This is a genomic window from Nocardiopsis sp. NRRL B-16309 (genome assembly GCF_001279585.1).
Classification (GTDB): domain Bacteria; phylum Actinomycetota; class Actinomycetes; order Streptosporangiales; family Streptosporangiaceae; genus Nocardiopsis.
Genome location: NZ_LGEC01000070.1, coordinates 21,187 through 47,778, shown reverse-complemented (window position 1 = coordinate 47,778; position 26,592 = coordinate 21,187). Strand labels below are relative to the sequence as shown.

At 72.1% G+C, this 26,592-nt stretch carries 24 protein-coding genes; 8 read left to right on the top strand and 16 right to left on the bottom strand.

Annotated features, from left to right (window positions below; all coding sequences use genetic code 11):
- Positions 1–74: 74 nt before the first annotated feature.
- Positions 75–608, top strand: coding sequence for a hypothetical protein (locus ADL05_RS13375; RefSeq protein ID WP_053617269.1), 534 nt, complete (start codon positions 75–77; stop codon positions 606–608).
- A 13-nt stretch (positions 609–621) separates the two neighbouring features.
- On the opposite strand, the gene ADL05_RS13370 is transcribed toward ADL05_RS13375, so the two are convergent.
- The 3 genes from ADL05_RS13370 to ADL05_RS13360 all read right to left on the bottom strand — a co-directional run bounded on the left by ADL05_RS13370 (position 622) and on the right by ADL05_RS13360 (position 3,331).
- Positions 622–930, bottom strand: a complete 309-nt coding sequence (locus tag ADL05_RS13370; protein ID WP_053617268.1) for a sec-independent translocase — start codon at positions 928–930, stop codon at positions 622–624.
- 167 nt (positions 931–1,097) lie between these two features.
- A complete protein-coding gene (locus ADL05_RS13365) occupies positions 1,098–1,301 on the bottom strand; it encodes a cold-shock protein (RefSeq protein ID WP_053617267.1) in 204 nt (67 codons plus the stop codon).
- 395 nt (positions 1,302–1,696) lie between these two features.
- Positions 1,697–3,331, bottom strand: a complete 1,635-nt coding sequence (locus ADL05_RS13360; RefSeq protein WP_053617266.1) for a dolichyl-phosphate-mannose--protein mannosyltransferase — start codon at positions 3,329–3,331, stop codon at positions 1,697–1,699.
- A gap of 149 nt (positions 3,332–3,480) precedes the next feature.
- Between ADL05_RS13360 and rsmI the strand changes: the two genes are divergently transcribed.
- Complete coding sequence (rsmI, locus tag ADL05_RS13355) at positions 3,481–4,314, top strand: 16S rRNA (cytidine(1402)-2'-O)-methyltransferase (RefSeq protein WP_197285790.1); 834 nt, start codon at positions 3,481–3,483, stop codon at positions 4,312–4,314.
- Between the two features lie 285 nt (positions 4,315–4,599).
- On the opposite strand, the gene secD is transcribed toward rsmI, so the two are convergent.
- The gene (gene secD / locus ADL05_RS13350) at positions 4,600–7,260 is read right to left on the bottom strand and encodes a protein translocase subunit SecD (protein ID WP_053617264.1); all 2,661 of its coding nucleotides are present in this window, start codon (positions 7,258–7,260) and stop codon (positions 4,600–4,602) included.
- 79 nt (positions 7,261–7,339) lie between these two features.
- Complete coding sequence (locus ADL05_RS13345; RefSeq protein WP_082376369.1) at positions 7,340–7,741, bottom strand: hypothetical protein; 402 nt, start codon at positions 7,739–7,741, stop codon at positions 7,340–7,342.
- A gap of 270 nt (positions 7,742–8,011) precedes the next feature.
- Here ADL05_RS13345 and metG point away from each other — a divergent pair, with 270 nt between their 5' ends.
- Positions 8,012–9,829 carry a methionine--tRNA ligase gene (gene metG / locus ADL05_RS13340; protein WP_053617262.1) on the top strand — a complete coding sequence of 606 codons (1,818 nt, stop codon included), beginning with the start codon at positions 8,012–8,014 and terminating at the stop codon, positions 9,827–9,829.
- A 142-nt stretch (positions 9,830–9,971) separates the two neighbouring features.
- On the top strand, positions 9,972–10,895 hold the full coding sequence (locus tag ADL05_RS13335; RefSeq protein ID WP_053617261.1) for a TatD family hydrolase: 924 nt from the start codon (positions 9,972–9,974) through the stop codon (positions 10,893–10,895).
- A 78-nt stretch (positions 10,896–10,973) separates the two neighbouring features.
- Here the strand turns inward: ADL05_RS13335 and rsgA are convergent, their stop codons facing one another.
- The 4 genes from rsgA to ADL05_RS13315 form a co-directional block, all read right to left on the bottom strand.
- A complete protein-coding gene (rsgA, locus tag ADL05_RS13330; RefSeq protein ID WP_053617260.1) occupies positions 10,974–12,089 on the bottom strand; it encodes a ribosome small subunit-dependent GTPase A in 1,116 nt (371 codons plus the stop codon).
- A 266-nt stretch (positions 12,090–12,355) separates the two neighbouring features.
- Positions 12,356–13,780, bottom strand: a complete 1,425-nt coding sequence (locus tag ADL05_RS13325) for a sugar porter family MFS transporter (protein ID WP_053617259.1) — start codon at positions 13,778–13,780, stop codon at positions 12,356–12,358.
- Positions 13,781–14,082: 302 nt separating this feature from the next.
- The gene (locus ADL05_RS13320) at positions 14,083–14,949 is read right to left on the bottom strand and encodes an MHYT domain-containing protein (protein ID WP_053617258.1); all 867 of its coding nucleotides are present in this window, start codon (positions 14,947–14,949) and stop codon (positions 14,083–14,085) included.
- Positions 14,950–15,093: 144 nt separating this feature from the next.
- Positions 15,094–15,627: a TetR/AcrR family transcriptional regulator gene (locus ADL05_RS13315; RefSeq protein ID WP_053617305.1), complete on the bottom strand. Its 534-nt coding sequence runs from the start codon at positions 15,625–15,627 to the stop codon at positions 15,094–15,096.
- A 356-nt stretch (positions 15,628–15,983) separates the two neighbouring features.
- On the opposite strand from ADL05_RS13315, the gene ADL05_RS13310 reads away from it, so the two are divergent.
- The 4 genes from ADL05_RS13310 to ADL05_RS13295 all read left to right on the top strand — a co-directional run bounded on the left by ADL05_RS13310 (position 15,984) and on the right by ADL05_RS13295 (position 18,364).
- On the top strand, positions 15,984–16,721 hold the full coding sequence (locus ADL05_RS13310; RefSeq protein ID WP_053617257.1) for a carbonic anhydrase: 738 nt from the start codon (positions 15,984–15,986) through the stop codon (positions 16,719–16,721).
- A gap of 301 nt (positions 16,722–17,022) precedes the next feature.
- Entirely contained in the window at positions 17,023–17,520 is a 498-nt protein-coding gene (locus ADL05_RS13305; RefSeq protein WP_053617256.1) for a hypothetical protein, read from the top strand.
- Positions 17,521–17,612: 92 nt separating this feature from the next.
- Entirely contained in the window at positions 17,613–17,984 is a 372-nt protein-coding gene (locus ADL05_RS13300) for a hypothetical protein (protein WP_053617255.1), read from the top strand.
- Positions 17,985–18,118: 134 nt separating this feature from the next.
- Positions 18,119–18,364: a hypothetical protein gene (locus ADL05_RS13295; protein WP_053617254.1), complete on the top strand. Its 246-nt coding sequence runs from the start codon at positions 18,119–18,121 to the stop codon at positions 18,362–18,364.
- Between the two features lie 224 nt (positions 18,365–18,588).
- Here ADL05_RS13295 and ADL05_RS13290 read toward each other — a convergent pair whose 3' ends face one another.
- From ADL05_RS13290 to ADL05_RS13260, 7 genes are read right to left on the bottom strand one after another with little or no spacing between them, the layout of a single operon-like run.
- Entirely contained in the window at positions 18,589–19,596 is a 1,008-nt protein-coding gene (locus ADL05_RS13290; RefSeq protein ID WP_053617253.1) for a sugar phosphate isomerase/epimerase, read from the bottom strand.
- 5 nt (positions 19,597–19,601) lie between these two features.
- Entirely contained in the window at positions 19,602–20,495 is an 894-nt protein-coding gene (locus tag ADL05_RS13285; RefSeq protein WP_053617252.1) for a sugar phosphate isomerase/epimerase, read from the bottom strand.
- Positions 20,496–21,692 (bottom strand): substrate-binding domain-containing protein, encoded by a 1,197-nt coding sequence (locus ADL05_RS13280; RefSeq protein ID WP_053617251.1) that lies wholly within the window; start codon positions 21,690–21,692, stop codon positions 20,496–20,498. It abuts the gene before it with no gap.
- A 6-nt stretch (positions 21,693–21,698) separates the two neighbouring features.
- Positions 21,699–22,796 (bottom strand): ABC transporter permease, encoded by a 1,098-nt coding sequence (locus ADL05_RS13275; protein ID WP_053617250.1) that lies wholly within the window; start codon positions 22,794–22,796, stop codon positions 21,699–21,701.
- Complete coding sequence (locus ADL05_RS13270) at positions 22,793–23,863, bottom strand: ABC transporter permease (protein ID WP_053617249.1); 1,071 nt, start codon at positions 23,861–23,863, stop codon at positions 22,793–22,795. Before ADL05_RS13270 ends, ADL05_RS13275 begins: the two co-directional genes overlap by 4 nt.
- Positions 23,860–25,371: a sugar ABC transporter ATP-binding protein gene (locus ADL05_RS13265; protein WP_053617248.1), complete on the bottom strand. Its 1,512-nt coding sequence runs from the start codon at positions 25,369–25,371 to the stop codon at positions 23,860–23,862. The genes ADL05_RS13270 and ADL05_RS13265 overlap by 4 nt, the downstream gene beginning before the upstream one ends.
- Positions 25,368–26,516: a Gfo/Idh/MocA family protein gene (locus tag ADL05_RS13260; RefSeq protein WP_053617304.1), complete on the bottom strand. Its 1,149-nt coding sequence runs from the start codon at positions 26,514–26,516 to the stop codon at positions 25,368–25,370. Before ADL05_RS13260 ends, ADL05_RS13265 begins: the two co-directional genes overlap by 4 nt.
- Between the last annotated feature and the right edge of the window lie 76 nt (positions 26,517–26,592).

Sequence of the window (26,592 nt, the reverse complement as noted above, 5' to 3'; positions counted from 1 at the left end):
TCGCGGGTAGGTCTCCACTGACGAACACGGTCCCTCCCGGACCGCGCCGACCGTGAAGGGACGGCGGATCACCCGTGTCCGACCCCCGCCAGGAACCCGGCGGCCCCCAGTACCCCGACGAGCCCGAGGCGGTCGGCGGCTACGAGCCGCCCGCTCCGGAGCCGCCCTCGCCCCCGCCCCGCCCCACCGTGGAACCCGTGCCGGAGGAGGACGGGCCGCCGGTGGCCGCGGAGCGCTTCCGTCGGACCACCCCCGCCCGCCGCAAGGTCATCCCCGCGCGCCGCGGCGGCGGGCACTGGCGGCTCCTGGCGGGCACGCTGACCTACGTGATGGTGGTCGGGGGAATGGCCGACTACGTCGATCCCGGCACCCGCGCCGTCGCCCACCTGGTGTTCTGGGTGCTCATCGGCGCGGCGTTCCTCATCTCGACCGAACGCGAGCGCAGGCACGACTGGCCCGCGGCTCCGCGCTGGCCGTGGCCGGCGGCGGCCCTGGGCGGGGCGCTGGCGGTCGAGGTCCTGGTGCTGCTGGTGGGGTCGCCGGCCATCATCGTCGGATCACTGATCCTGATGGGCCTGGGGCTGTTCGTCCTGATGCTCTTCGGCTGAGGCCGGAGCGGGCTCAGGTGGCCTCGTCGTCGAACGGGGGGCGCTTGCCGTTGAGCCGCGCGGCGGGCCTGCGCTCCGACTCCTCGTCCTCCCAGAAGTGCTTCTGCACGAAGCGCTTGGGGTTGAGGTCCTTGACGTCCAGGTCCTTGAACTCCGGGCCCAGCCCCTCCTTGAGGTCGCTGGTGGCGGAGTTGGCCATGGTCCGCAACTGGCGCAGGACGCGGCCGATCTGCTGCGCGGCCTTGGGGAGCTGATCGGGCCCGAAGATCAGCAAGGCGAGGATGAGCAGGACGACGAACTCTCCGCCACCGATGTTGAACATGCCTGACCCCGCCCCTCGCGTACCGACCGGCTACAACGAGGTTACCGGTATCGGTGCCGATGGGTAACCATGTCCAGATCACATGCGCACCACGACCGCGGACCGGCCCCGGACGCGGACCAGCCCCCCGCACGGTGGGCGGAGGGCTGGGAAACGCCTGTGTCAGGTCAGGCCGTCCGAACGTCGGCCGCCTGCGGGCCCTTGGGGCCCTGGATGATGTCGAACTCGACCTTCTGGTCCTCTTCCAGGTTCCGGAAGCCGGTTCCCGCGATCGCCGAGTAGTGGACGAACACGTCGGGCTGACCACCCTCGACGGCGATGAACCCGAAACCCTTCTCAGAGTTGAACCACTTCACGGTGCCCTGAGCCATGTGCTCTCCCTTGGGGACTACTGCGGGGCCGCACCCTGCTGGCCCCGGGTCGCCGGGCGCCGCACTGACGGGACCGGCCCGACCAGCGCCCACGTGCAGTTCCGCGAGGCGCCTCGGGCATCCATGGAAACAACAACAGCAACCAGTTGCAGACAGTACCAGGGAGCACCCCGCCCTGCCGAGCCTTTTCCGCGAGGAATCCACACTTCCCACGTGTCCTGTTTCGGCTACTCGAAAGTGTTGATTTCCGAGCCCCGGGCGACTAATGGAGATCGTCCGGGGCTCGCCGGGAAAGAACCGGTGCCGGAGGGGTCGGGGGCGGAGGCACTCCCTTTCGCGTGGCGTCTCGGGGCGATGGAGGGCGGACGGGTGGGAAAGGTCGCGGCGAAGGGCGCTCAGGAAGAGCCGTTGCCGTAGATCCACACGTCGAACCAGAGCCGCTGCCGCCAGGACTGCTCATCGATCGGATAGGCGGCCAGTACCGGGTAGAGATAGGCGAAATGGGCGATGATCAGGAGCAACAACACGCCGAAGACGACTCCGCCCATCGCGCGCAGGTACGGGCCGAAGCGGGCGTTGTTCTCTCCGGCGTCCATCACCAGCCCGAGCATCAGCACGATGGCCAGGACCAGGAACGGCAGGACGGGCAGGGCGTAGAAGAGGAACATCGGACGGTCCGGGAAGGCGAACCAGGGCAGCCACCCCGCCGCCACCGCGAGCAGGACCGCGCCGGCCCGCCAGTCGCGGAAGGTCGCCCACCAGCCGAGCATCACGCAGACCGCCAGGATGCTGATCCACCACAGGACCGGGGTGCCGATGGAGACCACCGAGGCCACGCAGTCGCCCGACGGGCACCCCACGGCCTCGCCCTCGTAGGCGAACATCACCGGGGTGCGCATGACCAGCCACTCCCACGGCGCCGAGATGTAGGAGTGGTCGCTGGTCAGGCCGCTGTGGAAGTTCATCATCCGGTCGTGGTAGTCCGCCAGTCCGATGAACGCCTCCAGCGGCCCCGCCACCGGCGCGGGCAGCCAGTCCGGCGCCATGCCGTCGGCGAAACCGCGGTTGTAGCCGCCCCGGGTGACCAGCCACCCGGTCCACGACACCACGTAGACGATCCCGGCCACCACCACCGTCTGGAGGAACGCCGGGATCGCGTCGACCAGCAGCCACCGCCCCATCGGCCTCCGCTGTCCCACGCTGCGCCGCGCGCCGTAGTCCCACGCCACCGTCAGCAGGCCGAAGGCCGCCACGAAGAACAGGGCCGACCACTTCGTACCGACCGCGAGCCCGAAGCACAGGCCGGCCGCGAGCCGCCACCAGCGCGCGCCCAGCCACCACCGGGTCGTGACGTCGACCCCCGCCTCGCTCAGCCGCGCCAGCCGCTCCCGGGTGGCGTCGCGGTCGACCACCAGGCACGCGAACCCCGCCACCACCCACAGGGTGAGGAAGACGTCCACCATCGCGATCCGGCTCAGCGTGAAGTGCAGTCCGTCCAGGGCCAGGATCAGACCCGCGGTGCAGCCCAGCAGCACCGAGCGGGTCATGCGGGTCGCCAGCCGCACCAGGATGAACACGGTCGCCACGCCCGCCAGCGCGGAGGCGAACCGCCAGGCCTCGGGGGTCATGGACTCACCGAACGGCAGGAGCGCCCACAGCCAGTCGCCGAGGGCGATCATCCACTTGCCGACCGGCGGGTGGACGACGAAGTCGCCGCTACCGTCGAAGAAGTCGACGGGCCCCTGGCCGAGCAGCTGGTCGGCGTTCTCCAGGGAGTCGTGCTCGTAGCCGTATGCCTGGAGCCCGTAGGCGTCCTTGGCGTAGTAGGTCTCGTCGAAGTAGATCCGGTCGGGCTCGCCGAGGCGGTAGAAGCGCAGCGCGCCGGCGAAGGCGGTGACCAGGAAGGCCCCGAGCCAGCCCACCCACCAGGTCGTGGTGGGTGGGGACAGGCGGGCGCGGAGGGCGGCCGCGCGGGACCGTGCGGGTGGGGTCGGCGGGTCGACCTCGGAGGAAAGTGCGGTGGTGGTCATCTCGGCTCGTAGGTTGGGGTCGGAGATGGTTGTCCATTGCGGACGGACCGCGAAACCAGGTTTCGGGTGGCGTAATGAGCCAACCGTAGCGTGACAGGACGGGGATCACAGTGGTTGAGGGTGCAGGCCGTGGGGAGGGGTTCGGGACGTTGACGCTCGCCGGGCTTCCCATCGGAAACGCGGGCGACGCGCCGCCCAGACTGCTGCGCGCGCTGGAGACCGCTCGCGTCATCGCCGCGGAGGACACCCGCAGGCTACGCCAGTTCGCCTCCCGCGCGGGAGTGCGCCTGGGCGGGGAGGAGGGCGCCCGGGTGGTGTCCTACTACGACGCCAACGAGTCCAGGCGCACGGACGACCTGATGGCCGATCTGCGCGGCGGTACGGACGTCCTGGTGGTGACCGACGCGGGCATGCCCGGCGTCTCCGACCCGGGCTACCGGCTGACCGCGGCCTGCGCCGAGGAGGACATCCCGGTCACGTCGATCCCGGGTCCGTCCGCCGTGACCACCGCGCTGGTCGTCTCCGGCCTGCCCACGGACCGCTTCTGCTTCGAGGGCTTCCCGCCCCGCAAGGGGCTGGCGGGCTACCTGGAGGAGCTGGCCGGCGAGCGCCGCACCATGGTGTTCTTCGAGAGCCCGCACCGGATCGCCGCCACCCTGGAGGCGATGGCCCGGGCCTTCGGCGCCGACCGGCGCGCGGCGGTGTGCCGGGAGCTGACCAAGACCTACGAGCAGGTGCGCCGGGGCGGGCTGGGCGAACTCGCCGCCTGGGCCGCCGAGGGCGTGCGCGGGGAGATCTCCGTGGTGGTGGAGGGCGTGCGCGTCCGCCCGGAGCAGGTCGGCCCGGCGGACCTGGTCGCCGCGGTCGCCGCACTGGAGGACGAGGGCGTGCGCCGCAAGGAGGCCATCGTCCGGGTGGCCAAGGAGTCGGGCGTGCCCAAGCGCCGGGTCTACGACCTCGTGCACGGGGTCACCGCCGACTGACCGGAGCGCGGGCGGTGGCCTGCGCCCGGCAGGGTCGCCACGGTGCGCCCCGGAGACGGGCCGCCACGCGAGGCGAAGTGTGGCGACGGGCAGGGCGTTCCGCCGGAGCGGCCGTCCCGCTGCGGGCCCGGGTCACAGCGGACACGGGACCGCCCCTCTGCGCCGACCGGCGGCCGGGACGGCATTACCGCCGCGGTGCCCGACCGGCGCACCGCGTCAAAGCGGACGGGGCCGCCCGGAACGGCGTACAACCGTTCCGGGCGGCCCCGTGCGGGGTCGGGCAGGTCAGACGACCGCGCCGTCGCCCTCCTCGCGGCTGGCCTTGGCGGCCACCCGCGCCCGGTTCTTGCGCTCCTTGATCACGTGCGGCGCCGCCGTCCGGTCCCACCTCTGCAGCCAGATGGCTAGCGGAACCGCGACGAACACCGTCGAGACCACACCCGTGGACAGACCGACCAGCATGGCGATGGAGAAGTCCTGGAGCGAGGTCCCACCGAAGAAGGTGAGGAAGCCCAGGATGATCAGCGCGCCGACGCTGGTGTTGACCGTACGCGGCAGGGTGTTGAGCACCGCGCGGTTGGCGATCTCGACGAACGAGGACTTGTCGTCCTTCGCCCATTCGTCGCGCACCCGGTCGAGCACCACCACCGTGTCGTTGACGGTGAAACCGATGACGCTCAGCAGGGCGGCGAGGAACACGCCGTCGATCGGCTTGCCCAGCCAGACGAACAGCCCGATCACCAGGACCAGGTTGAACGCCAGCGACAGCATCGTGGCCACACCGAAGGACCAGCGGAACCGCCAGGCCAGGTAGACCAGCTGCAGGGCGAGCGCCGCGGCGAGCGCGATGAACGCCCGGTTGCGCAGCTCGTCGCCCATGCTCGGACCGATCAGCTCGTCGCTGACCATCTCCGCGCCACCGGTCGCCGAGTCCAGCGCCTCGGTGACGCTCGCCGCCTCGGGATCGGAGATGTTGCCGGTACGGACGGAGATGTCGCTGTCCCCGGCCTCCTGCACGACCGCGGTGTCCGCGCCGGAGAAGTCCAGCCCGGCGACGATCTCGCGCGCCTCGTCCACCGACAGGTCCTCGTCGCCGGTGATCTCGTACTCCAGGACGCGTCCGCCCGTGAACTCCACGCCCAGGTTGGGCGACTGCACGAACGGGGCGGCGATGGAGACCAGGACGACCGCCGCGGCGGCGACCAGCGCGTGCTTGCGGTACTTCATCAGGTCCGGGTTCTTCCGGACCAGCCACGCGCGCACGGCGCCGATCCTGCTCAGACCGCTGACCGCCGGGTGCTTGCGGACGACGGCGCGGCGCACCGCCCACTCCACGAGCACGCGGGCCACGACCAGTGCCGAGAACATCGACACCAGGGTGCCGATGCTCAGCGTGACGCCGAAGCCCTGGACCGTGCCGGAGGCGAAGAAGAACAGCAGCGCCGCGGCGATCAGCGTGGTGATGTTGGTGTCGATCACCGCGCTCCACGCCTTGTGCGAGCCCTCGACGAAGGCCTTCTCCAGGCTGGCCGGGATGGCCCGGCGGCGACGGCGGGTCGCGATACCGGACTCGGCCCGCCTGACCTCGGCGTCGGTGGCGTCCTGCATGCCCGCCGACTTGTTCGCGTCGTAGGTCTGCTGTTGCCGCTGGTACTCCTCACGCGCCCGTTCGAAGATGAGCACGTTCGCGTCGATGGCCATACCGATCGCCAGCACGAAGCCCGCCAGGCCCGGCAGGGTGAGGGTGGCCCCCAGCGCTACGAGCACTCCGTAGGCGATGAGCGCGTAGAAGGCCAGGGCGACCGAGGCCAGGAAGCCGACCAGGCGGTACACCAGCGTGATGTACAGCGCGGTGAACGCGATGCCCAGCAGGGCGGCGATGGCGCTGGCCTGGATGGCGGCGGCACCGAGGGTCGGGCCGACCGTCTGTCGCTGCACCTCGGTGACCGGCAGCGGCAGCGAGCCGCCCTCGATCAGTACGGCCAGCTCGTTGGCCGACTCGGAGGTGAAGCTTCCGCTGATGGTCGTGCTGCCCTCGCGCTGGCCGACCTCGCACGCCGCGTCGTTGACGCTGGGCGAGGAGATGACCTGGTTGTCCAGCACGATCGCCACGCGGCGGCGCGGGTCGCCCTCCTGGAAGCAGGCGGCCTGCCCGGTGAGCTCGGCCCACTGGTCACGGCCCTCACCGCGGAAGCTGACGTTGACGACCCACTCGGCGCGGTTGACCGGGTCCAGACCGGCCTCCGCGCTGGCGACGCTGTCACCCGGGACCGCCGTCTCGCCGAGCTGCAGGTAGTTGCCCTGCTCGTCCGGGAGGGTCATCGCGACCTGGCTGGGGTCCTCGGCCTCCTGGCCGGTCTGCCCGGTCCCCGTGCCGCCGTTCCCCATGCCGCCGAGGAGTTCCTGCATCTCCTCCTCGGTCATCTGCGGGGCGTCGCCGGAGCCCTCGGCGGACTCCGCGTCCCCGTCGGCGGGCGCCTCCTCGCCGCCCTCGGCGTCCGAGGGCGCGCGGGCCTCGTCGGCGGGCGCGTTCGCGGAGTCGCCGGGCGCCTGGACGCCCTGGCCGCCCCCGGCCGTGACGCCGAGGACCGGGTGGAAGGACAGCTGTGCGGTCTGGCCGACGATCTGCGCCGCCTCGGTGGGGTCCTGGACCCCGGGCAGCTCGACGATGATCCGGTTCTCACCGGAGCGCGAGAGCGTCGACTCGGCCACGCCGAGCCGGTCGATGCGCTGGCGCAGGACCTCGACGACCTGGTCGGTGTTCTCGGAGTTGGCCTCCGTGCCGTCGGCGCCGTCCTGGGTCTCCAGGACGATCTGTGTGCCGCCGCTGAGGTCGAGCCCCAGACGCGGGGGGATGATCCACGCCGCGCCGAACGCGACGAGGATGACGAGAAGGGAGATGAGGGCGCGTGTCCAGCGCCCCCCTGCTCCCGATTGACTGGGCAAGGTGAACCTCTCACTGCGAATGGTGGGTACCGGTCGGCGCGCCCGGACGGTCCGGGGCGGGGGAGTGACCGGAAGAAGGTCAGATGAGCGTGCTCGCGGTGGGAGGCGGCGCCCGTGTGGGCGGCAGTTCGCCGGTGTCGTCCTGTTCGGGAACGGGATCGGGGTGCGGGAGCGGAAGCGGCCACCAGGGCTGGTCCCACGCGGTCAGCCGCAGGGCGCACGACGGCACGGCGTCGGGCAGGTCGCGCAGGACGCCGCGGTCGCACGTGGTGGTGGGCGGCCCCACCGACACCTTGGCCTGCGCGACCAGGTCCGCGTGCTGCTCGGCACGCTCCTCCGGGGCCTCACCGCCGGTGGCGCCCTCGGCGGGCGCCTCCTCCAGCGGTGCGCTCACCGGACCGGGCACGGGACCGGCTTCGGACTCACCGGGGATGGAGCTGACCGGGAACGACAGGATCACCAGCAGCACCACACTCGTCACGAACGCGGCGGTGTGGTGGGCAGGACGGGGTAGGGCACGGGTAACCGTGGCGACCACCGCCTCAGGTGAAGGACCGGGGTGAGCGTGGTACTTCGGCGCGCGCCCCGGCGGCGCGCGGCCTCGTCCCGCAGAGCATACGTGTACAGCACGCCCGGGGGGAATCCGTCCGCCGCCCCTGTGGACACGGCGGCGGTGTCCCGGCGCCCCGAGCACCGCGTCGAGCCCGCGAGGTCGTGTGAAAGCGCGGGCGCGCACCTTTAGTCTTGTGTCATGTCGTCGAATCGCCACATCCTGACCGCGGTCGCCTGGCCCTACGCCAACGGCCCGCGCCACATCGGCCACGTCTCCGGCTTCGGGGTCCCCTCCGACGTCTTCTCGCGCTACCAGCGAATGTCGGGGAACCACGTGCTGATGGTCAGCGGCACCGACGAGCACGGCACCCCGGTCCAGGTGCTGGCCGACCAGGAGGGCGTGACGCCCCGCGAACTGGCCGACCGCTACAACCGGATCATCGCCGAGGACCTGGTCGCCCTCGGCCTGTCCTACGACCTCTTCACGCGCACCACCACCGGCAACCACTACGCGGTCGCCCAGCAGCTGTTCACCACGCTGTACGAGAACGGCTACGTCTTCACCCGCACCACCCAGGGCGCGGTCTCCCCGTCCAACGGCCGCACGCTGCCCGACCGCTACATCGAGGGTATCTGCCCCATCTGCGGTTACGACGGCGCGCGCGGCGACCAGTGCGACAACTGCGGGAACCAGCTCGACCCGATCGACCTCGTCTCGCCCCGTTCGCGCATCAACGGCGAGACGCCGGAGTTCGTGGACACCGAGCACTTCATGCTGGACCTGCCGGCGTTCGCCGAGGTCCTCACGGGGTGGCTCAAGGGCAAGGAGGGGGAGTGGCGCCCCAACGTCCTCAAGTTCTCCCTGAACCTGGTGGAGGACCTCCAGCCGCGCGCGGTCACCCGCGACCTCAACTGGGGTGTGCCCATCCCCCTGGAGGGCTGGAGCGACAACGGCAACAAGCGCCTGTACGTGTGGTTCGACGCGGTGATCGGCTACCTGTCGTCGTCCATCGAGTGGGCCAAGCGCGTCGGTGAGCCGGAGGCCTGGCGCCGCTGGTGGCAGGACGACGACGCCCGGTCGTACTACTTCATGGGCAAGGACAACATCGTCTTCCACTCGGTGATCTGGCCCGCGATCCTGCTGGGTGCGAGCGGCGAGGGCGACCGGGGCGGCGAGGCGGGTCCGCTGGGCGCCCTCAACGTGCCCACCGAGGTGGTCTCCAGCGAGTTCCTCACCATGGAGGGCCGCAAGTTCTCCTCGTCGCGCCGCGTCGTCATCTACGTGCGCGACTTCCTGGAGCGCTACTCCGCCGACGCGCTGCGCTACTTCATCATGGCCGCCGGGCCCGAGACGCAGGACACCGACTTCACCTGGGCCGAGTTCGTGCGCCGCAACAACGACGAGCTCGTGGCGGCCTGGGGCAACCTGGTCAACCGCTCCATCTCCATGGCGGCGAAGAACCTCGGGGAGATCCCCGCCGCGGGCGAGCTGAACGAGGAGGACCGGCGGGTGCTGGCCGCCTCCCGGGCGGCCTTCGAGACCGTGGGCGCGCGGCTGGAGCGGTCGCAGTTCAAGGCCGGCCTCCAGGAGGCCATGCGCACGGTGGCCGAGGCCAACAAGTACATCTCCGACCAGGCGCCCTGGGCCCTGAAGAAGACCGACCCCGAGCGCATGGCCACCGTGCTGCACGTGGCCCTGCAGCTGGTCAGCGACGCCAACACGCTGCTCACGCCCTACCTGCCCGAGTCCGCGAACAAGGTGTACGCGATGCTCGGCGGCACCGGGACCTGGACCGGCATGCCCCGCATCGAGAGCGGCCACGACACCATCGGCGGCTCCGGCGAGGCGGTCGACTACCCGGTGATCACCGGTGAGTACGCCGACAACGAGGCCCGCTGGGAGTCGGTGCCGATCGTGCCGGGCACCCCGCTCGACCGCCCGCAGCCGCTGTTCACCAAGCTCGACCCGTCCGTGGTGGACGAGGAGCTGGCCCGCCTGGAGGGCGGCACGGAGTAGTTCGACCCCGCGCCACCGCTGTGGGCCCCGGCCGCCGCCGGGGCCCACAGCCGTGTCAGCGGCTCCGCTCCCGGTCGGCCGCCCCACCCGGGCGCCCCTAAGATCGACAGCGTGACCAGACAGGACAGGACGGGAGCCATCCGTGGGTAAACGCAGTGGGAGAGCGGTCCGGGAGCGCAACCAGCAGACGCCCCCGCCGGTCCCCGAGCCCCTGCGCGTGCCGGTGGCCGACAGCCACACGCACATGGACATGCAGACGCCGGAGGTCGAGGAGATCATCGCGGCCGCCCGCGGCGCCGGTGTGACCCCGCTCGTCCAGGTGGGCGTGGACCTGGCGTCCTCGCGCTGGGCCGCCGAGACCGCCGCGGCCCACCCGGGCGACGTCTGGGCCGCCGTGGCCCTGCACCCCAACGAGGCGCCCCGGATCGTGCACGGCGACGGCGCCGAGGGCGTCGAGGTCGACGACACCGACTGGGCGGGCAAGGTGCGCGCCCCGGGCGGCACCGCGGCGCTGGACGAGGCGCTGGAGGGCATCGACGCGCTCGTCGGGCTGCCGCACGTGGTGGCGGTCGGCGAGACCGGCATGGACACCTTCCGGACCGGTCCCGAGGGCGCGCGGGCGCAGGAGGAGTCCTTCCGCCGGCACATCGACATCGCCAAGCGCCACGGCAAGGCCGTGATGATCCACGACCGCGAGGCGCACGACGACGTGTTCCGGATCCTGGCCGACGAGGGCGCGCCGGAGCGGGTGGTCTTCCACTGCTTCTCCGGGGACGCCGACATGGCCAAGGTCTGCGCCGAGCACGGCTACTTCATGAGCTTCGCGGGCAACGTCACCTTCGCCAGCGCCGAACCGCTGCGCGAGGCCGCGGCCGTCGCCCCACCCGAACTGCTGCTGGTGGAGACCGACGCCCCGTTCCTCACGCCCAAGCCCTACCGCGGCCGCCCCAACGCCCCCTACCTCGTGCCGTACACGCTGCGCGCGCTGGCTGGGGCCAAGGGCATGGACGAGGACGAACTCGCCGGGGTGGTCGCGGGCAACGCCCGCCGAGCCTTCGGGTTCTGAGCCCGGCCCCGGGGCCGCCGCGGTGGCTCACGGCAGGGTCGGCGGCGACCCCTGAGGCCACGGGCACGGCGTGCCCGGTCAGTGGTGGTGGCCGCGCTTGCGCCGACCGGCGTCCCTGGCCGCCTTGTCCAGGGCCTTCCACTGGCGAGTGCGCTCCTCCCGGGCCCTGCGGTCGCCCCGGGACCGGTTCCACTCGGACTCGCGGCGCAGCCGGTTCCACCGGGCCAGGCGGCGGGCGTCCAGCTCGCCCTCGTCGATGGCGGCCTGGACCGCGCAGCCGGGCTCGGTCTCGTGCGCGCAGTCCCGGAAGCGGCACCGCTCGGCGTGGTCCAGGACGTCGGCGAAGGTCCGGTCGACGCCCGAGCCGTCGCCGGGGACGTCGATCCGGCGTACCCCGGGGATGTCCAGGACCAGGGCGCCGCCCGGCAGAGCGAGCAGCTGCCGGTGCGTGGTGGTGTGCCGTCCCCGCTTGTCCTGGCGGATCTCCCCGGTGTCCATCAGGGAGCGTCCGGCGACCGCGTTGACCAGGCTCGACTTGCCCGCGCCCGAGGTCCCCAGCAGGACCCAGGTCGCACCGGGCCGCAGGCGGGCGGACAGGGCGTCCAGCCCTTGGCCGGTGTGGGCGCTCACGGTGTACACGTCGGCGCCGGAGCTGACCGACTCGACGAGTTCGACGACCTCGGGGAGGCGGTCCCCGGCCAGTTCGGCCTTGGTGACGGCGACCACCGGGACGGCACCGCCGGACCGGACCAGGCTGAGGAAGCGTTCCAGGCGTCCGACGTTGGGGCCCTGGTCGGCGGCCTCGCAGATGAGGACGTAGTCGACGTTGGCCGCCAGGACCTGGTCGTGGGAGTCCTTGGCCACGCCCTGGCGGACGAGCGTGCCGGCGCGTTCGAGGACGGCCTCGACGAGCCAGTCGTCGCCGGAGCGGCGGACGGCGACCCAGTCACCGCTGCACGGCGCGGCGGCGGGGTCGGTGTGCGCGGCCCTGCGGACCGCGGGGGCGAAGGCGGCGTCGCGGGCGCCCGGCAGCCGGATCTCGGCGCCGCCCCGGCGCGACGCGGAGACGCGGGCGGGGAGCAGGACGTGTTCGCTGGACAGCGCGACGGCGTCGAAGGCGGCTTCGACCCGGGGGTTCCAGCCGAGGGCGTCCAGTGGGTGGGAAGGGGTGGACGAAGTGCTGTGTGTACTCACGACAGGCTCTCTGGAAGGCGAGCCGTGGGACCGCGCGAAGGGGTCCGTCAGGGCTCGCGGACGATCGGGAAGACTGGGGCTGGGCCACTCGTGAAGTCCGTCATGGCGTGTTCCTCTCCGTCGTCGTCGGCCGTCGTGCGGTGCACGGGGCGTCCGGGCGGGTCGATCCTAGGGCCGGCCGCGTCCCGCGCGCCACGGGTTTTCCACGCCGGAGGCGGGCCACCGTGCCACGGCGGCCCGCCTCGTCGGGGATCGGGGGTCGGCGGTCAGCCCATCTCCTCCAGGGCCCGGCCCTTGGTCTCGGGCACCCACTTGAGGATGAACGGGATCGAGAGCAGGGCGAAGGCCGCGTAGATGACGTACGAGCCGGCCAGGTTCCAGTCGGACAGCGACGGGAAGCTGACGGTGATGAGCCAGTTGGCGATCCACTGCGCGGAGGCGGCGACGCCCAGCGCGGCGGCGCGGATCCGGTTGGGGAAGATCTCGCCGAGCATCACCCACACGACCACGCCCCAGGACAGGGCGAAGAACATCACGAAGGCGTGCGCCGCGAACAGGGCGACTGCGCCCTGTGGGTCGGGCAGGCTCATCACCCCGTCGACCTCGGTGGTGAACGAGAACGCCCACGCGGCCAGGCCGAGGGAGACGGCCATGCCGGCCGAGCCGATCAGGGCCAGCGGCTTGCGGCCGATCCGGTCGACCAGCAGCATCGCGATCACGGTGCCGAGGATGTTGATGATCGAGGTGGTGAACGAGTAGAGGAACGAGCTGCTCGGGTCGATGCCGACGGACTGCCACAGCGAGGAGCTGTAGTAGAAGATCACGTTGATGCCGACGAGCTGCTGGAAGACGGACAGGCCGATACCGACCCAGACGATGGGCAGCAGGCCGGCGCGGCCGCCGAAGAGGTCGCGCAGGACGGGCTTGTGCTCACCGCGCATCCGGGCGTCGATCCGGGCGACCTCGGCGTCCAGGTCGCCGCCGTCGCCCTCCACCGCGGCCAGCACCCGCTTGGCCTCGTCGGTCCGGCCGGTGGCGACCAGGTGGCGCGGGGACTCGGGGATGCGCAGCGCGAGCAGTCCGTAGACCACCGCGGGGACGATCTCGACGCCCAGCATGACCTGCCAGGACTCCAGGCCGAACAGGGTGCCGCGCTGGTCGCCGTCGGCCAGGGTCAGCAGGCCCCAGTTGACCAGCTGGGAGACGGCGATGCCCAGCACGATCGCGGCCTGCTGGAAGGACGCGAGCCGGCCGCGGTAGGCGGCGGGGGCGACCTCGGCGATGTAGGCGGGCGCGATGACCGACGCCATACCGATGGCGATGCCGCCGAGGGCGCGCCAGACCGCCAGGTCCCATACGGTGAAGGGGAGCATCGAGCCGATGGCGCTGACCGCGAACAGCACTGCGGCCAGCTGCATGACGCGGGGGCGCCCGACGCGGTCGGCCAGGCGTCCGGCGATCACGGCACCGGCGGCGGCACCGAGCAGGGGGATGGCGATGACCGCGCCCAGGGCCGCCGAGCCGACGCCGAACCGGCCGCGGATCCCTTCGACCGCTCCGTTGATGACCGCGCTGTCGTAGCCGAACAGGAATCCGCCCAGCGCGGCGGCCGCGGCGATGAAGACGACGTAGCGCAGGTTCGGTGGGCGGACCGCGGGCGGGTGCGGTCCGGCGGGTGCGGTGGTGCTCACGGGATCTCCAGACGATGCTCGGTGACGGCAACCGGGGGTACGGGAACGCGGCGCACGCTCAGCTCGTTGAGTTCACCAACGAGAGGTAAAGAGTGCCCCCAGGCGTCGTTGCCTTCAAGAACCATAAACAAGGGAGTGACCCAGGCCGCAACACGGGCTCAACTTTGCACCTTGAGTTCAAGCTGTGAAGTCAAGGTGGGTGTGCTGGGTCTCCCGCGTGGAGGGCGGTCCAGGGTTGGGGGCTCGCGTGAAGTGACATGCGTCACTCTTGTGGCCCTGTGGTGCCGCACGCGGCCGTGCCGTCAGCGGCGGGGGCGCCGCCAGACGTCGTCCGCCGCCGGCGGGGGCGTGGCCCGCACGCCGTGCCGGGGGGTGTAGTCCGCGGCCGCCTGTGGCGCGCTCGTACGCGGTCGCGGGGTGTCGGCGCCGGAGCGCGAGTAGTCCACCCGCTCCTCGTCCTCGCCGAGCATCAGGAAGAGGCTGCACACGAGCAGGAGGACGAACAGCCCGACGATCACCGGCAGGAGCAGGTCGGCTGCGGTGGAGCCCTCCGGCGGGCCCGCCCGCTCCGCATCCGGGTCCATGACGTGGACGCCCATCATCGCGGTGTAGTGCACGCTGGTGACGGCGACCGCCATCACGAGGGAGGCGGCGACGATCGCGGGCGCGCCGCGCAGCCGGGCGGAGAACCACATCGCGACCGTGGACGCGATGAGCGCGATGACACAGGCGGCGGTGATGTAGAACGGCTCGTGGTGCATCGCGCCGTGCATGTTCATCGAGGCCATGCCCGTGTAGTGCATGGAGACGACCCCGGCGGCGGCGAGGGCGCCCGAGGCGAGGATCCAGGGCAGGGTGCGCTTGCGGATCGTCATCGTCAGCGCCGCGCCCATGACCACGACGGCGGTGACCCCGCTGACCAGGGTGAGAAAGGCGTCGTAGCGGATCGAGACGCCGGGGACCCTGAAGCCCATCATCGCGATGAAGTGCATCGACCACACGGCCATGCCGCCGAGGGACAGCGCGGCCAGGATCAGCCACTGCCACCGGGCGACGCCGCGGGCCCGCCGTGCGCGGGCGGCGAAGGCCAGGCCGAGGAGTGATCCGCACACCGAGACGGAGAAGGCGATGGCAGGGGTCAGCCAGTCCTGGGACAGGTGGTCGGTCACGAGCGCCGCTTTCCATGGACCGTTGGGGGAGACGGTGTAGGGATTGTAGGAAGGCGCGGGGGTCGTTGGCCAGGTTTGTCCGGGTGTGCCCGCTGGCCTGATGTGGCCACCTCGTGGGGCGCGCGGCCATGCTCAGGGGACGCGCTACGCGCGTAGTCCCTCGAAGGCCATGCGGGAGAGGGAGTCGGCGAGTTCGTCGGCGTCCAGTCCGCGGTCGGGGCGGTACCACTCCACGATCGAGTTGACCATCCCGAACAGCAGGCGCGCGGCGATCGCGGGGTCCACGTCGTCCCGGACCTCCCCGGCGGCGATGCCCTCGCGCACGAGCCCGGCGACGAGGTGGTCGAACTCGCGGCGGCGGGCCAGGGCGTGCTGTTCGACCTCCGTGTTGCCGCGCACGCGCAGCAGCAGGGTGACGTGGGGCAGCTCCTCGACCAGGACCCGCACGCTGCCCCGCAGGACGTTCTCCAGGCGCTCGATGGCCGGGCCGGTGGTGGAGGCGTCCTCGCGCGTGACCGCGAACAGGGCGTCCAGGGCCAGGTCCAGGGAGCGCCGCAGCAGTTCGGTCTTGCCGGTGACGTGGTGGTAGATCGCGGACTTGGTGACGCCCAGGGCGCGGGCCAGGTCCTCCATGCTCGTGCCGTCGTACCCGCGCTCGTTGAACACGCGTGCGGCCACGCGCAGCACGGAGTCGGCGTCGTGGCCGGGGCGGCCGGAACGGCGCCGGCCCGGCTCCCGGCGGGAGGGCGGTGGTTCGAGAGAGGAAGATCGAGGCACGGTAGGTGAATCTACCTCCTGGTCGTCCCTGGTGAAGGGGTGCGGACCCGATGTCGCCGGGATCACGCGCAATTTCTGAACGAACGGACGGTCAGTATTTCAGCATAAGGGATTCCGCGTTGTTCGGAACCACGTCCCACCTGGCGTTAGAGATGCGTCAAGGAGCTCGGCGCCCCTCGCGGCGAGGAGTAGCTTTGCCTCGTTTTGAGGGACAGGGACCCGCTTTGTCCCATCTAGCGAAGATCCGAGTCGTCTCCATGGCCTTTTCACGCCGAACCGCACTACGTACATCCCTGATCGGTGGAGCCGGCGTCGCGGTAGCCGCCGCGGTACCCGCCTGTGCCTCGGAGGGGAGTTCCGCGGCACCCGCCGCCGCTTCCTCGGCGAGTCCGTCGGCGGCGCCCGCGCCGGAGGACGCCGCGGCCGCCATGCGCCTGCTCGAAGAGGGCAACGCGCGCTGGCGGGACAACAACTCCGTCCACCCCCGCCAGGGGGCCGACCGCCGGGCGGAGCTCCTGGAGGGCCAGAGCCCCTTCGTCACCGTCCTCAGTTGCGCCGACTCCCGGGTTCCGCCGGAGCTGATCTTCGACCAGGGTCTCGGTGACGTGTTCACCATCCGCTCGGCCGGACAGGTCCTGGACGAGTCGGTCCTGGGCAGCCTGAGCTACGCGGGCCTGCACATCGACAGCACCCGCCTCATCGTCGTCCTGGGCCACCAGTCGTGCGGTGCGGTCACCGCGGCCGTCGAGGCGCACGAGAGCGGTGAGGTGCCCGAGGGCCACGTCGGCTACCTGGTGGAGGAGATCCTCCCCGTCGTCGAGGCCACTCCCGAGGAGGGCGACGACTTCCTCGACGACTGCGTGCGGGCCAACGCCGTCGACATCGCCGGAAGGCTGCAGGAGGACGAGGACCTGCGCGGCCTGGTCGAGGCCGGGACCCTGGAGATCGTCCCGGCGCGCTACGACCTGGAGACCGGAGCGGTCACCTGGCTGTGAGCCTCCTCCTCCGGGAGGAAGCACGGCCGACGCCCAGAACATGAGGGAAGCGGCCGCCCGGTGTGCTCCGGGCGGCCACAGTTCTGTAGTGCCCAAAGTTGAACAAAGCTCCTGTGTCGCTTCTTTCGGGATCGTGATGGTTTGCCACTTTTCTGGACGAAAGTCAGGGAATTCGGCGAACGCCTGCGGAGCGCGCCGACGCGTCCTATCGTCAGGGAATCCGTAGGGGCCGCCGAGGGCCTCAACCGCTCCCCCCGGGGCCGACGTGCGTCGTCCCCCTGCTCTCCCCGAAGGAGCCGCCGTGCCCTCCATCGACCAGCAGTTGCGGGAGATGCTCACGACACCCGGAGTCCGCAGCGTCTCGCTGGTCGACTGGCGTGAGGGCGCGACGGTCTCCCTCGCCGGTGTCGACGACCGGCCGACGGAGGCGGTGGAGATCGTCCGGGCCATCGGAGCAAACCCCCCGTACGCCGCCGACGCGGTGGAGGACGTGGTCGTGACCGACGCCGACCACCACCTGCTGATCGCCGTCCTGAAGGGCTCCGACCTGTGTGTACAGGTGCGGATGGAACGGGACCGGGGCCACCTCGGCTTCGCCCTGCGGCGACTGCGGGGCCTGTCGGGCTCGGCGCACCTGCCGCCGTCCCGCCGGGACCAGGGTCCGCCTCCCCGACGTCAGCGCGGACGGCCCGCTCCCCGAGCCGCGTCCACGGTGGACCGCGCGGTGCTCGACCGCGTTCTGACCGGGCTCCGCTCACTGTCGGTCGACCGCCCGTGGAAGGGGTCCGTGATCGCGTGACCGGTCGCCGGTTCGAACCGCGCGTTCGCCTTCGCCGTTGGATGGCCCAACGGCCGTTTCTGCGCCACACGACCACAAGGAGAGAGAAGGACATGCCGAACATCGAAGCCGGGCTGAAGGACATGATGGCGATCGAGGGCGCCCTCGGTGCCGCCGTCGTGGACTACAACAGCGGAATGTCGCTGGGGTCGCTCAATTCGACCAGCGGGCTCGACCTGGACGTCGCCGCCGCGGGCAACACCGAGGTCGTCCGGGCCAAGATGAGGACGATGGACCAGCTCGGACTCAAGCAGGGACTGGAGGACATCCTCATCTCGCTCTCCAGCCAGTACCACCTCATCCGGCCCCTCACGAACCGCAAGGGGCAGGGCCTGTTCCTCTACCTCGCGCTGGACCGGGCACGTGCCAACCTGGCCCTGGCCAGGCACCGCCTCAAGGGCATCGAGGAGGATCTGGAGGTCTGACCGGGTCGCTCGGACCGGATCCGGGTGCGGGCGGAGGGCGCCGCCGTCCACACCCGGCCGGACCGCTCTTCCGCGGCCGTGGGCGATGGGGGAGAATGGCGCTCCAGCCCCCCGACACCGCAGGGAGAACCGGGATGTTCCGGATCGCGATCAGCCGCCTGTCCGATGACGGCTGGAGTGTCACGCCGGAGCGAAGAGCGACCGCGCTGTCCGTCGACGAGGCGATCTCGTCCGTCCGGGAGCACCTGCCCGCCGCCGACACCAGTGCCGTGCGCAGCGACACCGTCCAGCGCTCCGTGAACCGGGTCAACGACTTCCGCACGGACGTGGCCACCGCCGACGGGGGCCGCTACCGGGTGGTCATCGCCCCCATGATGTGACCGGACGGGCCGCGGCGCGGCCCCGGAAGCACGACGGGGTCGACGCCGGGGGTCCGGAGGTGCCGTCGGCGCGTTCCCAGGCGGGGAGCGCGCCGCGGGTGCCCGCCGAGGTCGGCGGACACCGGTCGCCCGGGTCGGCCATGCCAGGGGCGTCCGCCAAGGTCGGCGGGCACCGGTCGGGCACCGGGCGCCGGGCACCCGCATCGGCCAGGGCCGACGGCCCCCTACCCGCGCGTCTGGAAGGCGGAGTCGAAGCCCGCCTCCGGCGGGTCGTAGGCGTGCGCGCGTACGAAGTCCACCGCCTCGGCGGCGCCGACCAGCCGGTCCATCCCGGCGTCCTCCCACTCCACCGACACCGGGCCCTCGTAGCCGATCGCGTTCAGCGTGCGGAAGCAGTCCTCCCACGGCACGTCGCCGTGCCCGGTCGAGACGAAGTCCCAGCCCCGTCGCGGGTCGCCCCACGGCAGGTGCGAACCCAGCCGCCCGTTGCGTCCGTTGCCCGTCCGCCTGCGCGTGTCCTTGCAGTCCACGTGGTAGATCCGGTCCCGGAAGTCCCACAGGAAGCCCGCCGGGTCGATGTCCTGCCACATCATGTGGCTGGGGTCCCAGTTGAGGCCGAAGGCGGGGCGGCGCCCCACCGCCTCCAGCGCCCGCTCGGTGGACCAGTAGTCGTAGGCGATCTCCGAGGGGTGCACCTCGTGGGCGAAGCGCACGCCCACCTCGTCGAACACGTCCAGGATCGGGTTCCAGCGGTCGGCGAAGTCCTGGTAGCCCGCCTCGATCACGTCCTCGCCCACCGGCGGGAACATCGCCACGTACTTCCAGATCGCGCTGCCGGTGAACCCCACCACCGTGGACACGCCCATCCGGGCCGCCGCCCGGGCGGTCGTGCGCATCTCCTCGGCCGCCCTCCGGCGCACGCCCTCGGGGTCGCCGTCGCCCCACACCCGGTCGGGCAGGATGTCGCGGTGGCGGTGGTCGATGGGGTCGTCGCACACCGCCTGGCCGAGCAGGTGGTTGGAGATCGCCCACACGCCCAGGCCGTGGCGTTCCAGGATCTCCCGCCTCTCCCGCACGTAGGCGTCGTCCACGGCGGCGCGGGTGACGTCGAGGTGGTCGCCCCAGCAGGCGATCTCCAGGCCGTCGTACCCCCAGGAGGAGGCGAGGGAGCACAGCTCCTCGAACGGCAGGTCGGCCCACTGGCCGGTGAACAGGGTGACTGGTCGCGGCATTCTCACTACCTCCGTGTGGGGGCGGGTCGGGGGAGGGGCGGCACCGCCGGGTCCGGCAGCGAGCGCAGGAACGCCAGGCCGTCCACGGCGATGGCGTCCTGCGTCTCCGCCAGGGGCCGCCACACGGAGGCGGCCGTGGCGATGCTCGCGTTGTCGGCGGTGAACGACTCGATGACCAGGGGTCCCGTGTACCCGGCCCGGTCCAGCGCGGCCGTGATCCCGGGCCAGTCCAGGTGGTCGGCGCCGGGCGCGCCCCGGTCGTTGGCGCACACCTGCACGTGGTGCAGGCGCGGGGCGGCCCGGTCGACGGCGGCGGCCACGTCCCGCTCCTCGATGTTGAGGTGGTACACGTCCAGGGCCAGCCCGCAGTGGCGCGCGGGCAGGTCGGCCAGGGCCGTCATGGCCTGGTCGACCGTGTTGAGGACACTGGTCTCGTACCGGTTGAGGGGTTCGACGGCCACCCGCACGCCCGCGGCCGCGGCGTGGTCGACCACGGGGGCCAGCGCGTCGGTCAGCTCGGCGTAGACCCCGGCCCGTTCGGACTCGGACATCCGCCAGGTCCGGCCGACCGAGGCGTAGGCGGGACCGGCGATGACGGGCGAGCCGACCCCGGCCGCCGCGTCCACCACCCGGCGCAGGTAGTCCTGGGTGTTCGCGCGGGTCCCGGGCCCGGTCGCCACCAGCTCGCGACCGGGCCCCATGACCAGCACGACGGTGGCCGTCAGGCCCAGCCCGTCCAGCAGGTCGCGGGCGCGCCGGGGGTCCCAGTCGCCGGCGTTCTCCACCGGCAGCTCGATCGCGTCGAACCCCCACTCCGCCACGCGGGGCGCGAGGCGCTCCAGCGCGGCGTCGGTCAGCGGCGACGTCCACACCCAGGTGTTGACCCCCAGCGCGCGCATCTACCGGTCCGTCCAGGCCTCGGGGAAGCCCGGCAGGTCCTCGCCGCCGAACTTCGCGTAGTGCAGGGACGGCATGTCCGCGTTGCGCTCCAGGTAGTCCTGCAGCTCCTCCTCGCGGATCGGCTCCTGCGGCAGGACCCACTCCGAGGGGACCTCCTCGCCCGCCAGGATCATGCTCGCGGCCAGGACCGGGGTCCGCCACTGGAAGTTGGAGTAGACCGGGGCGATCGCCGTGATGTCCTCCTCGTCCCACTTGCGCATGAAGCTCAGCTCGTCCTCGCCGGCGATGACCGGGTACGGCTGTCCGGCGTCCTCGAAGGCCTCCAGGCCCGCGACCGCGCCGTCACCGGCGTCCATCCAGATGCCGTCGACCGACCCGCGCTGGAGGTGCTGGGACACCAGGTCCTTGATCTGGGCGCCGTCGCCGCCGGTGAACTCGAAGCCGAGGACCTCCAGCTCACTGTCGTCGAAGATGGTCTGGGCCGCCGCCCAACGGTGTTCGAGCACGTCGACCCCGGGCAGGATGCGCAGTGCCAGCACGGTGGAACCCGGCTCCAGCTCGTCCACGAGGAACTCGGCGGCGTCGGCGCCGTAGGCGTAGCCGCCGATGGGGTGGATGAAGGTGACCATGCAGTCGGTGTTGACCCCGCGGTCGAAGACGATGACCGGGACACCGCTCTCGCAGGCGGTCTCCACGGCGGGCGTGAGGGTGGCGGTGGTGGACGGCGAGATGATGATGGCCTCGCAGTCGCCGGCGTCCACGAACGCCTGGATGTCGGAGATCTGCTGGTTGTCGTCGTCGGCGGCGTCGGAGACCCGGAACTCGCCGATGCGGCCCTCGTCCTGGAGCGCCTCCACCTGCTGCTCCATGGTGATGAAGCCGGTGACGCGCCACGGGTTGGACACCGAGGCGTTGGAGAAGCACACGGTGGCCTCCCCCGGGTCGTCGGAGGCGAACTCGCCCGTGTCGGTCCACTCGGGCTCGATCGCCTGCAGCCAGGGCTGCTCCGGGTCGCCCTCGGGCGTGATGTCGCGCTGGGCGAGCTGGGTGTCGAACTCCTCCTGGTCGAACCACTCCTCGTCCGGGGACAGGCCGGCGCCCTCGGCCGCCTCGTCGTCGGGAGCGTCGGTCGTACAGGCACTGAGGACCAGGGCCAGGCCGGCGGCGCCGGCCAGCAGCGCAGGGGGAACGCGCATGGTGTGTTACCTCCTCGAAGAGCCGAGCGTGTGCTCGGTCGGGTGGTCCGGTCGCCGCCGTGGGCGCCCGGGCAGTCGGAGCTCGCCGCGGCGCGACGCGTAGGCCACCGCGGCGATGATGATGAGTCCCTGCGCCGCCGGCTGGATCGTCGAGGGCAGGTAGAGCTGGTTGAAGAGGGTGAAGAGCGCCTCCACGGTGAGGGCGCCCAGCGCGGCGGCGAGCACGGTGCCGCGTCCGCCGCCCAGGACCACGCCGCCCAGGACCACCGCGGTGATGGCGGTGAACTCCAGGCCCTGGCCGACCTGGGCGGTGACCCCGGCGTAGCCGCCGATGAGCACCGCCGCGAGCGTGGCCAGCAGGGACGACGCCATGAAGGCCAGCGTGCGCACCGACCACACCCGCACGCCGGAGAAGGCGGCGGCGGTGTCGTTGTCACCGGTCGCCATCAGCGTGCGCCCGTACGGGGAGCGCATCACCAGCACGCCGCCCACCACGACGGCGGCCGCGATCAGCAGGGCCCACGGGATCTGGTGGAGGAACGGCACGTTCTCGATCCCGTCGCGGCCGGGGACGCGGAAGGCCTCGGAGAGCGCGCCCGTGGGCGCGCCGCCGGTCCAGAAGCGCACGGCGCCGAAGAGGACGAGCATGGTGCCGAGCGTGGTGATGATCGACGGCACCCTCAGCAGCGTGGTGACCAGCCCGTTCACCAGGCCCACGACCAGCCCGAAGGCCACCATGAGCGCCAGCACGGGCCAGGTCATCGCCTCGTCGCCGTCGATGAGCCGGGCCGCGATGACGACCTGGGCGCCCACGAGCGAGCCGACCGACAGGTCGAACTCGCCGGAGACGATCACCAGGTACTGGCCGACCGCGAGGATCACCAGCGGGGCGGCCTTCTTGGCGAACCCCATCAGCGGTGGCCCCTCGAAGAACGACGGGTTCTGCGTGGCGATGACGACGAAGATCAGCAGCAGGATCAGCGCGACCGTCGCCGTGCCGCCCCTGGGCATCGAGGACAGCGCGCCCAGGGGCGGGCGGCGCCGTCCGTCCGCCCCGGGTGCGGGCGGCGGGGCGGACGGTGTCGGGGAGGCGGGGGCGGTCATCGGCGGCCTCCCAGGGGAGCGGTCTTCGGGGACGGGGGCTGGGAGGGCGGCGGCGCCGGCGGGCCCGTGGACGGGAACCGCACGCGCGTCGCGGCGCGGGATTGCTGTCCGCGGGCGTAGACGGCCACCGCGGCGACCAGGACCGCGCCGCGCAGGACGTCCTTGACGAACGGGTCGACCGCGAGCACGTTGAACACGGTGTCGAGGGTGGCCAGCACGAACACGCCCGCGATGGTTCCGGCCACGCCGCCGCGTCCGCCGAGCAGGTAGGTCCCGCCCAGCACGACCGCGGCGATCGCCTCCAGCTCGTACCCGTTGGCGTACACCTGCGGGTTGCCGGTCCCGAACCGTGCCGCCAGCAGCAGCCCGGCCACTCCGGCGGTGATCGAGCACAGGACGTGCGCGGTGACCACGGGCACGCCCGCCCGCACGCCCGACAGGCGGGCGACGTCGGCGTCGCCGCCGACGGCGTACATGTGGTAGCCCATGCGGGTGCGGTGCAGGAACACGACGGCCGCCACCGCCAGGCCGAGCATGACCAGGGTGGAGACCGGCAGCGGGCCGATCCGGGTGTAGCCGAAGGCCTGGAAGGCTTCGGGCACCGACCCGGCCGGCCCCTGGAAGGTCGTGTCCAGGTAGCCCTGGACGATCAGGGCCGTGCCCAGGGTCGCGATGAAGGGGTTGACCCGCAGGCCGGTGACGATGAGCCCGTTGGCCAGGCCGATCAGTCCCGCCACGACCAGCGCGGCGGTGGCCCCGAGGACGATCCGCGACGGGTCGCCGTCCATCGTGGTGGCGGCGACCAGCGCGGACAGCGCGGCGACGTGGCCCACCGACAGGTCCAGCGAGCGGCAGAGGATGACCAGTGTCTGGCCGATGGCCAGGAAGCCCAGCAGGCTGCTGCGGGTGAACAGGTCGACGGTGTTGGCCGTGGTGAACAGGGTGGCGCCGCGCGCGGCCAGGAAGGCGGCGCTGACCGCCAGCAGGACGACCAGGGCCGCGTAGACCAGGCCGGTCGTGCCGAGCCGCGAACCCAGGCTCGCCGCGGTGGTCCGCAGGGGTGTCACGAGGCCGCCTCCTCGCGCGGGGCGGAACCGGTGGCCAGGGCCATGACGGCCTCCTCGTCGGCGTCGCCGGGCAGTTCGCCCGCGATGCGCCCGTCTTCGAGCACGACCAGGCGGTCGGCCATACCGATGAGCTCGGGCAGCTCCGACGTGATCAGCACGATGGCCACACCGTCGGCGGCCAGTTCGCGCATCAGCCGGTAGACGGCCTGCTTGGCGCCCACGTCGATGCCGCGGGTGGGCTCGTCCATCACCATGACGCCGGGTTCGGCGGCCAGCCACTTGGCCAGCACCACCTTCTGCTGGTTGCCGCCGGACAGGTACTGGACCTCCTGGCCGTGGCCGCCCCGGGCGACCAGTTCCAGCGACGACAGCACACCGGGCAGCCGCCGGGCGCGCCGCCCGGAGCCGAAGGGGAACACGGCGTCCAGGACCAGGCGCCCGTTGTCCAGCACCGACTGGTGCAGGGCCAGGCCCTGTGACTTGCGGTCCTCGGTGACCAGCACCAGTCCCGCGCGCACGGCCTGGCGCGGTGAGCGCGGGTTCACGACCCGCCCGTCCACGCGCACCTCGCCGCGGGTGAACCGGGCGATCCCGAACAGGGCGTGCGCGACCTCGGTGCGGCCGCTGCCCTGGAGCCCGCCCAGACCGAGGATCTCACCGCCGCGGACCTCGAACCCGATGCCGTCGACCTGGGCGTTGCCGCCCCCGGTGACCGACAACCGGACGCGTCCGACGTGCTCGCCGCGCGGTTCGAGGGGCTCGGGGAAGACCGCCGAGACGGGGCGGCCGACCATCTGGCGCACCAGCTCGGCCGGTTCCAGCTCCTGGGCGGGCCAGGTGCCGACCAGGTCACCGTCCTTGAGCACGGTGATGGTCGCGGCCAGGTCGAAGATCTCCTTGAGCCGGTGCGAGACGTAGAGGACGGCGACGCCCCGCTCGCGCAGTCGGCCGATGATCCGGTAGAGCACCTCCACCTCGTGGTCGGCCAGCGCGGCGGTCGGCTCGTCCATGGAGATGACGCGGGCGTCCTGCGAGAGCGCCTTGACGATCTCCACGATCTGCTGCTCCGCCACCGACAGAGACCGCACCTTCTGCCACGGGGCGATCCCCTCCAGGCCGAGGTCGGCCAGGAGCGCGGCGGTGGCGCGCTCCATCGCGCGGCCGTCCACGAGGCCGCGGCGCAGGGGTTCGCGGCCCAGGAAGACGTTCTCGGCGACGGTGCGCTCGGGAAGGAGGTTGAACTCCTGGAAGACCGTGGCGACCCCGGCGCGCTGGGCCCGCACGGGGTGTTCGAAGGCGACCTCCTCACCGTCGAGTTCGATGGTGCCCCCGTCCGGGCGGTGCACCCCGGCCAGCACCTTCATCAGGGTCGACTTCCCGGCCCCGTTCTCGCCGACCAGGGCGTGCACCTCACCGGCGCGCAGGTCCAGGTCGACGCCGTGCAGGACGCGCACGCCGAGGAAGGACTTGGTGATGGCGCGCATGCTCAGGAGGGGTTCGCCGGTCATGCCTCCTCCACCTCCGGGACGTCGACCCAGCGGCGCTCGCGGGCCGACTCCAGCACGGCCTCGGCCAGGACGGCGGCGCGCAGGCCGTCGGTGAAGCGCGGCAGGCCCTCGGGCTCGTGCCCGGCGATGGCCGCGGCTGTGTCGGCGACCAGGGCGTTGAAGCAGTCCTGGTAGCCCTGCGGGTGGCCGACGGGCACCGTGACCAGCCGCGCGGCGTCGGCGCTGAGGTCGGGGTCGTCGCGCGAGATGAGCGCGGTGCGCCCGCGGGAGGCGGACCACAGGGTCTCGGGGCGCTCCTGGTCGAAGACGAGCGAGCCCTCGCTCCCGGCCACCTCCAGGAGCAGCTGGTTCTTGCGGCCGGGGGAGACCTGGCTGATCACGGCGCTGCCGATCGCGCCGCCGCGGGTGGAGAACTGGAAGGCGACCAGGTCCTCGGTGGTGACCGGCCGGGACGCGCTGCCGCGGGTGTCGTTGACGCGGGAGGTCTGGGCGCTGACCGCGGTGATGCGGTCGCCGGTGACGAACTCCAGCATGTCGCACCAGTGCGAGCCGATGTCGCCGAAGGCCCGGGTGGGCCCGCCCAGCTCGGCGTCCACCCGCCAGTTGTCGTCCTCGGGGGAGAGCAGCCAGTCCTGGAGGTAGCCGCCGTGCGCCAGGCTGACGCGTCCGATGGCGCCCGCCGCCACGCGCGCCCGCGCCTCGCGGGCCATGGGGTGGAACCGGTAGGCGAAGGGCACGACCGCGACGCGGCCGGCCTCCTCGGCGGCCGTCACCAGGCTCCGGGCCGTGGCGGCGTCCGTGGCCAGGGGCTTCTCGCACACGACGTGCTTGCCGGCCGACAGCGCGGCCAGGCTCAGCGGGGCGTGCAGGTGGTTGGGGGTACACACGTGGACGACGTCCACGTCGGGGTCGTGGATGAGATCGAGGGCGTGGCCGACGGCGCGGTCCAGGCCGTGGGTGGTGCGGAAGCGCTCGGCCTTGTCCTGGGAGGAGCCCGCCACGCCCACGACCCGGCCGCCGTGGGCCCGGACGGCGTGGGTGTGGACGCGTCCCATGAAGCCGGTACCGATCACCGCCGCGCGGTAGACCTGGGGGGCGAGGGGGCCGGGGTCGTCCGCTTCACCCAGGCTTGTGACCTTACTCACTGACATGACGGCACCGTACGCCGGACTTATGTCGATAGTCAAGCAGAAGTTGTCGGATGAGAACACTTTAGGCTCG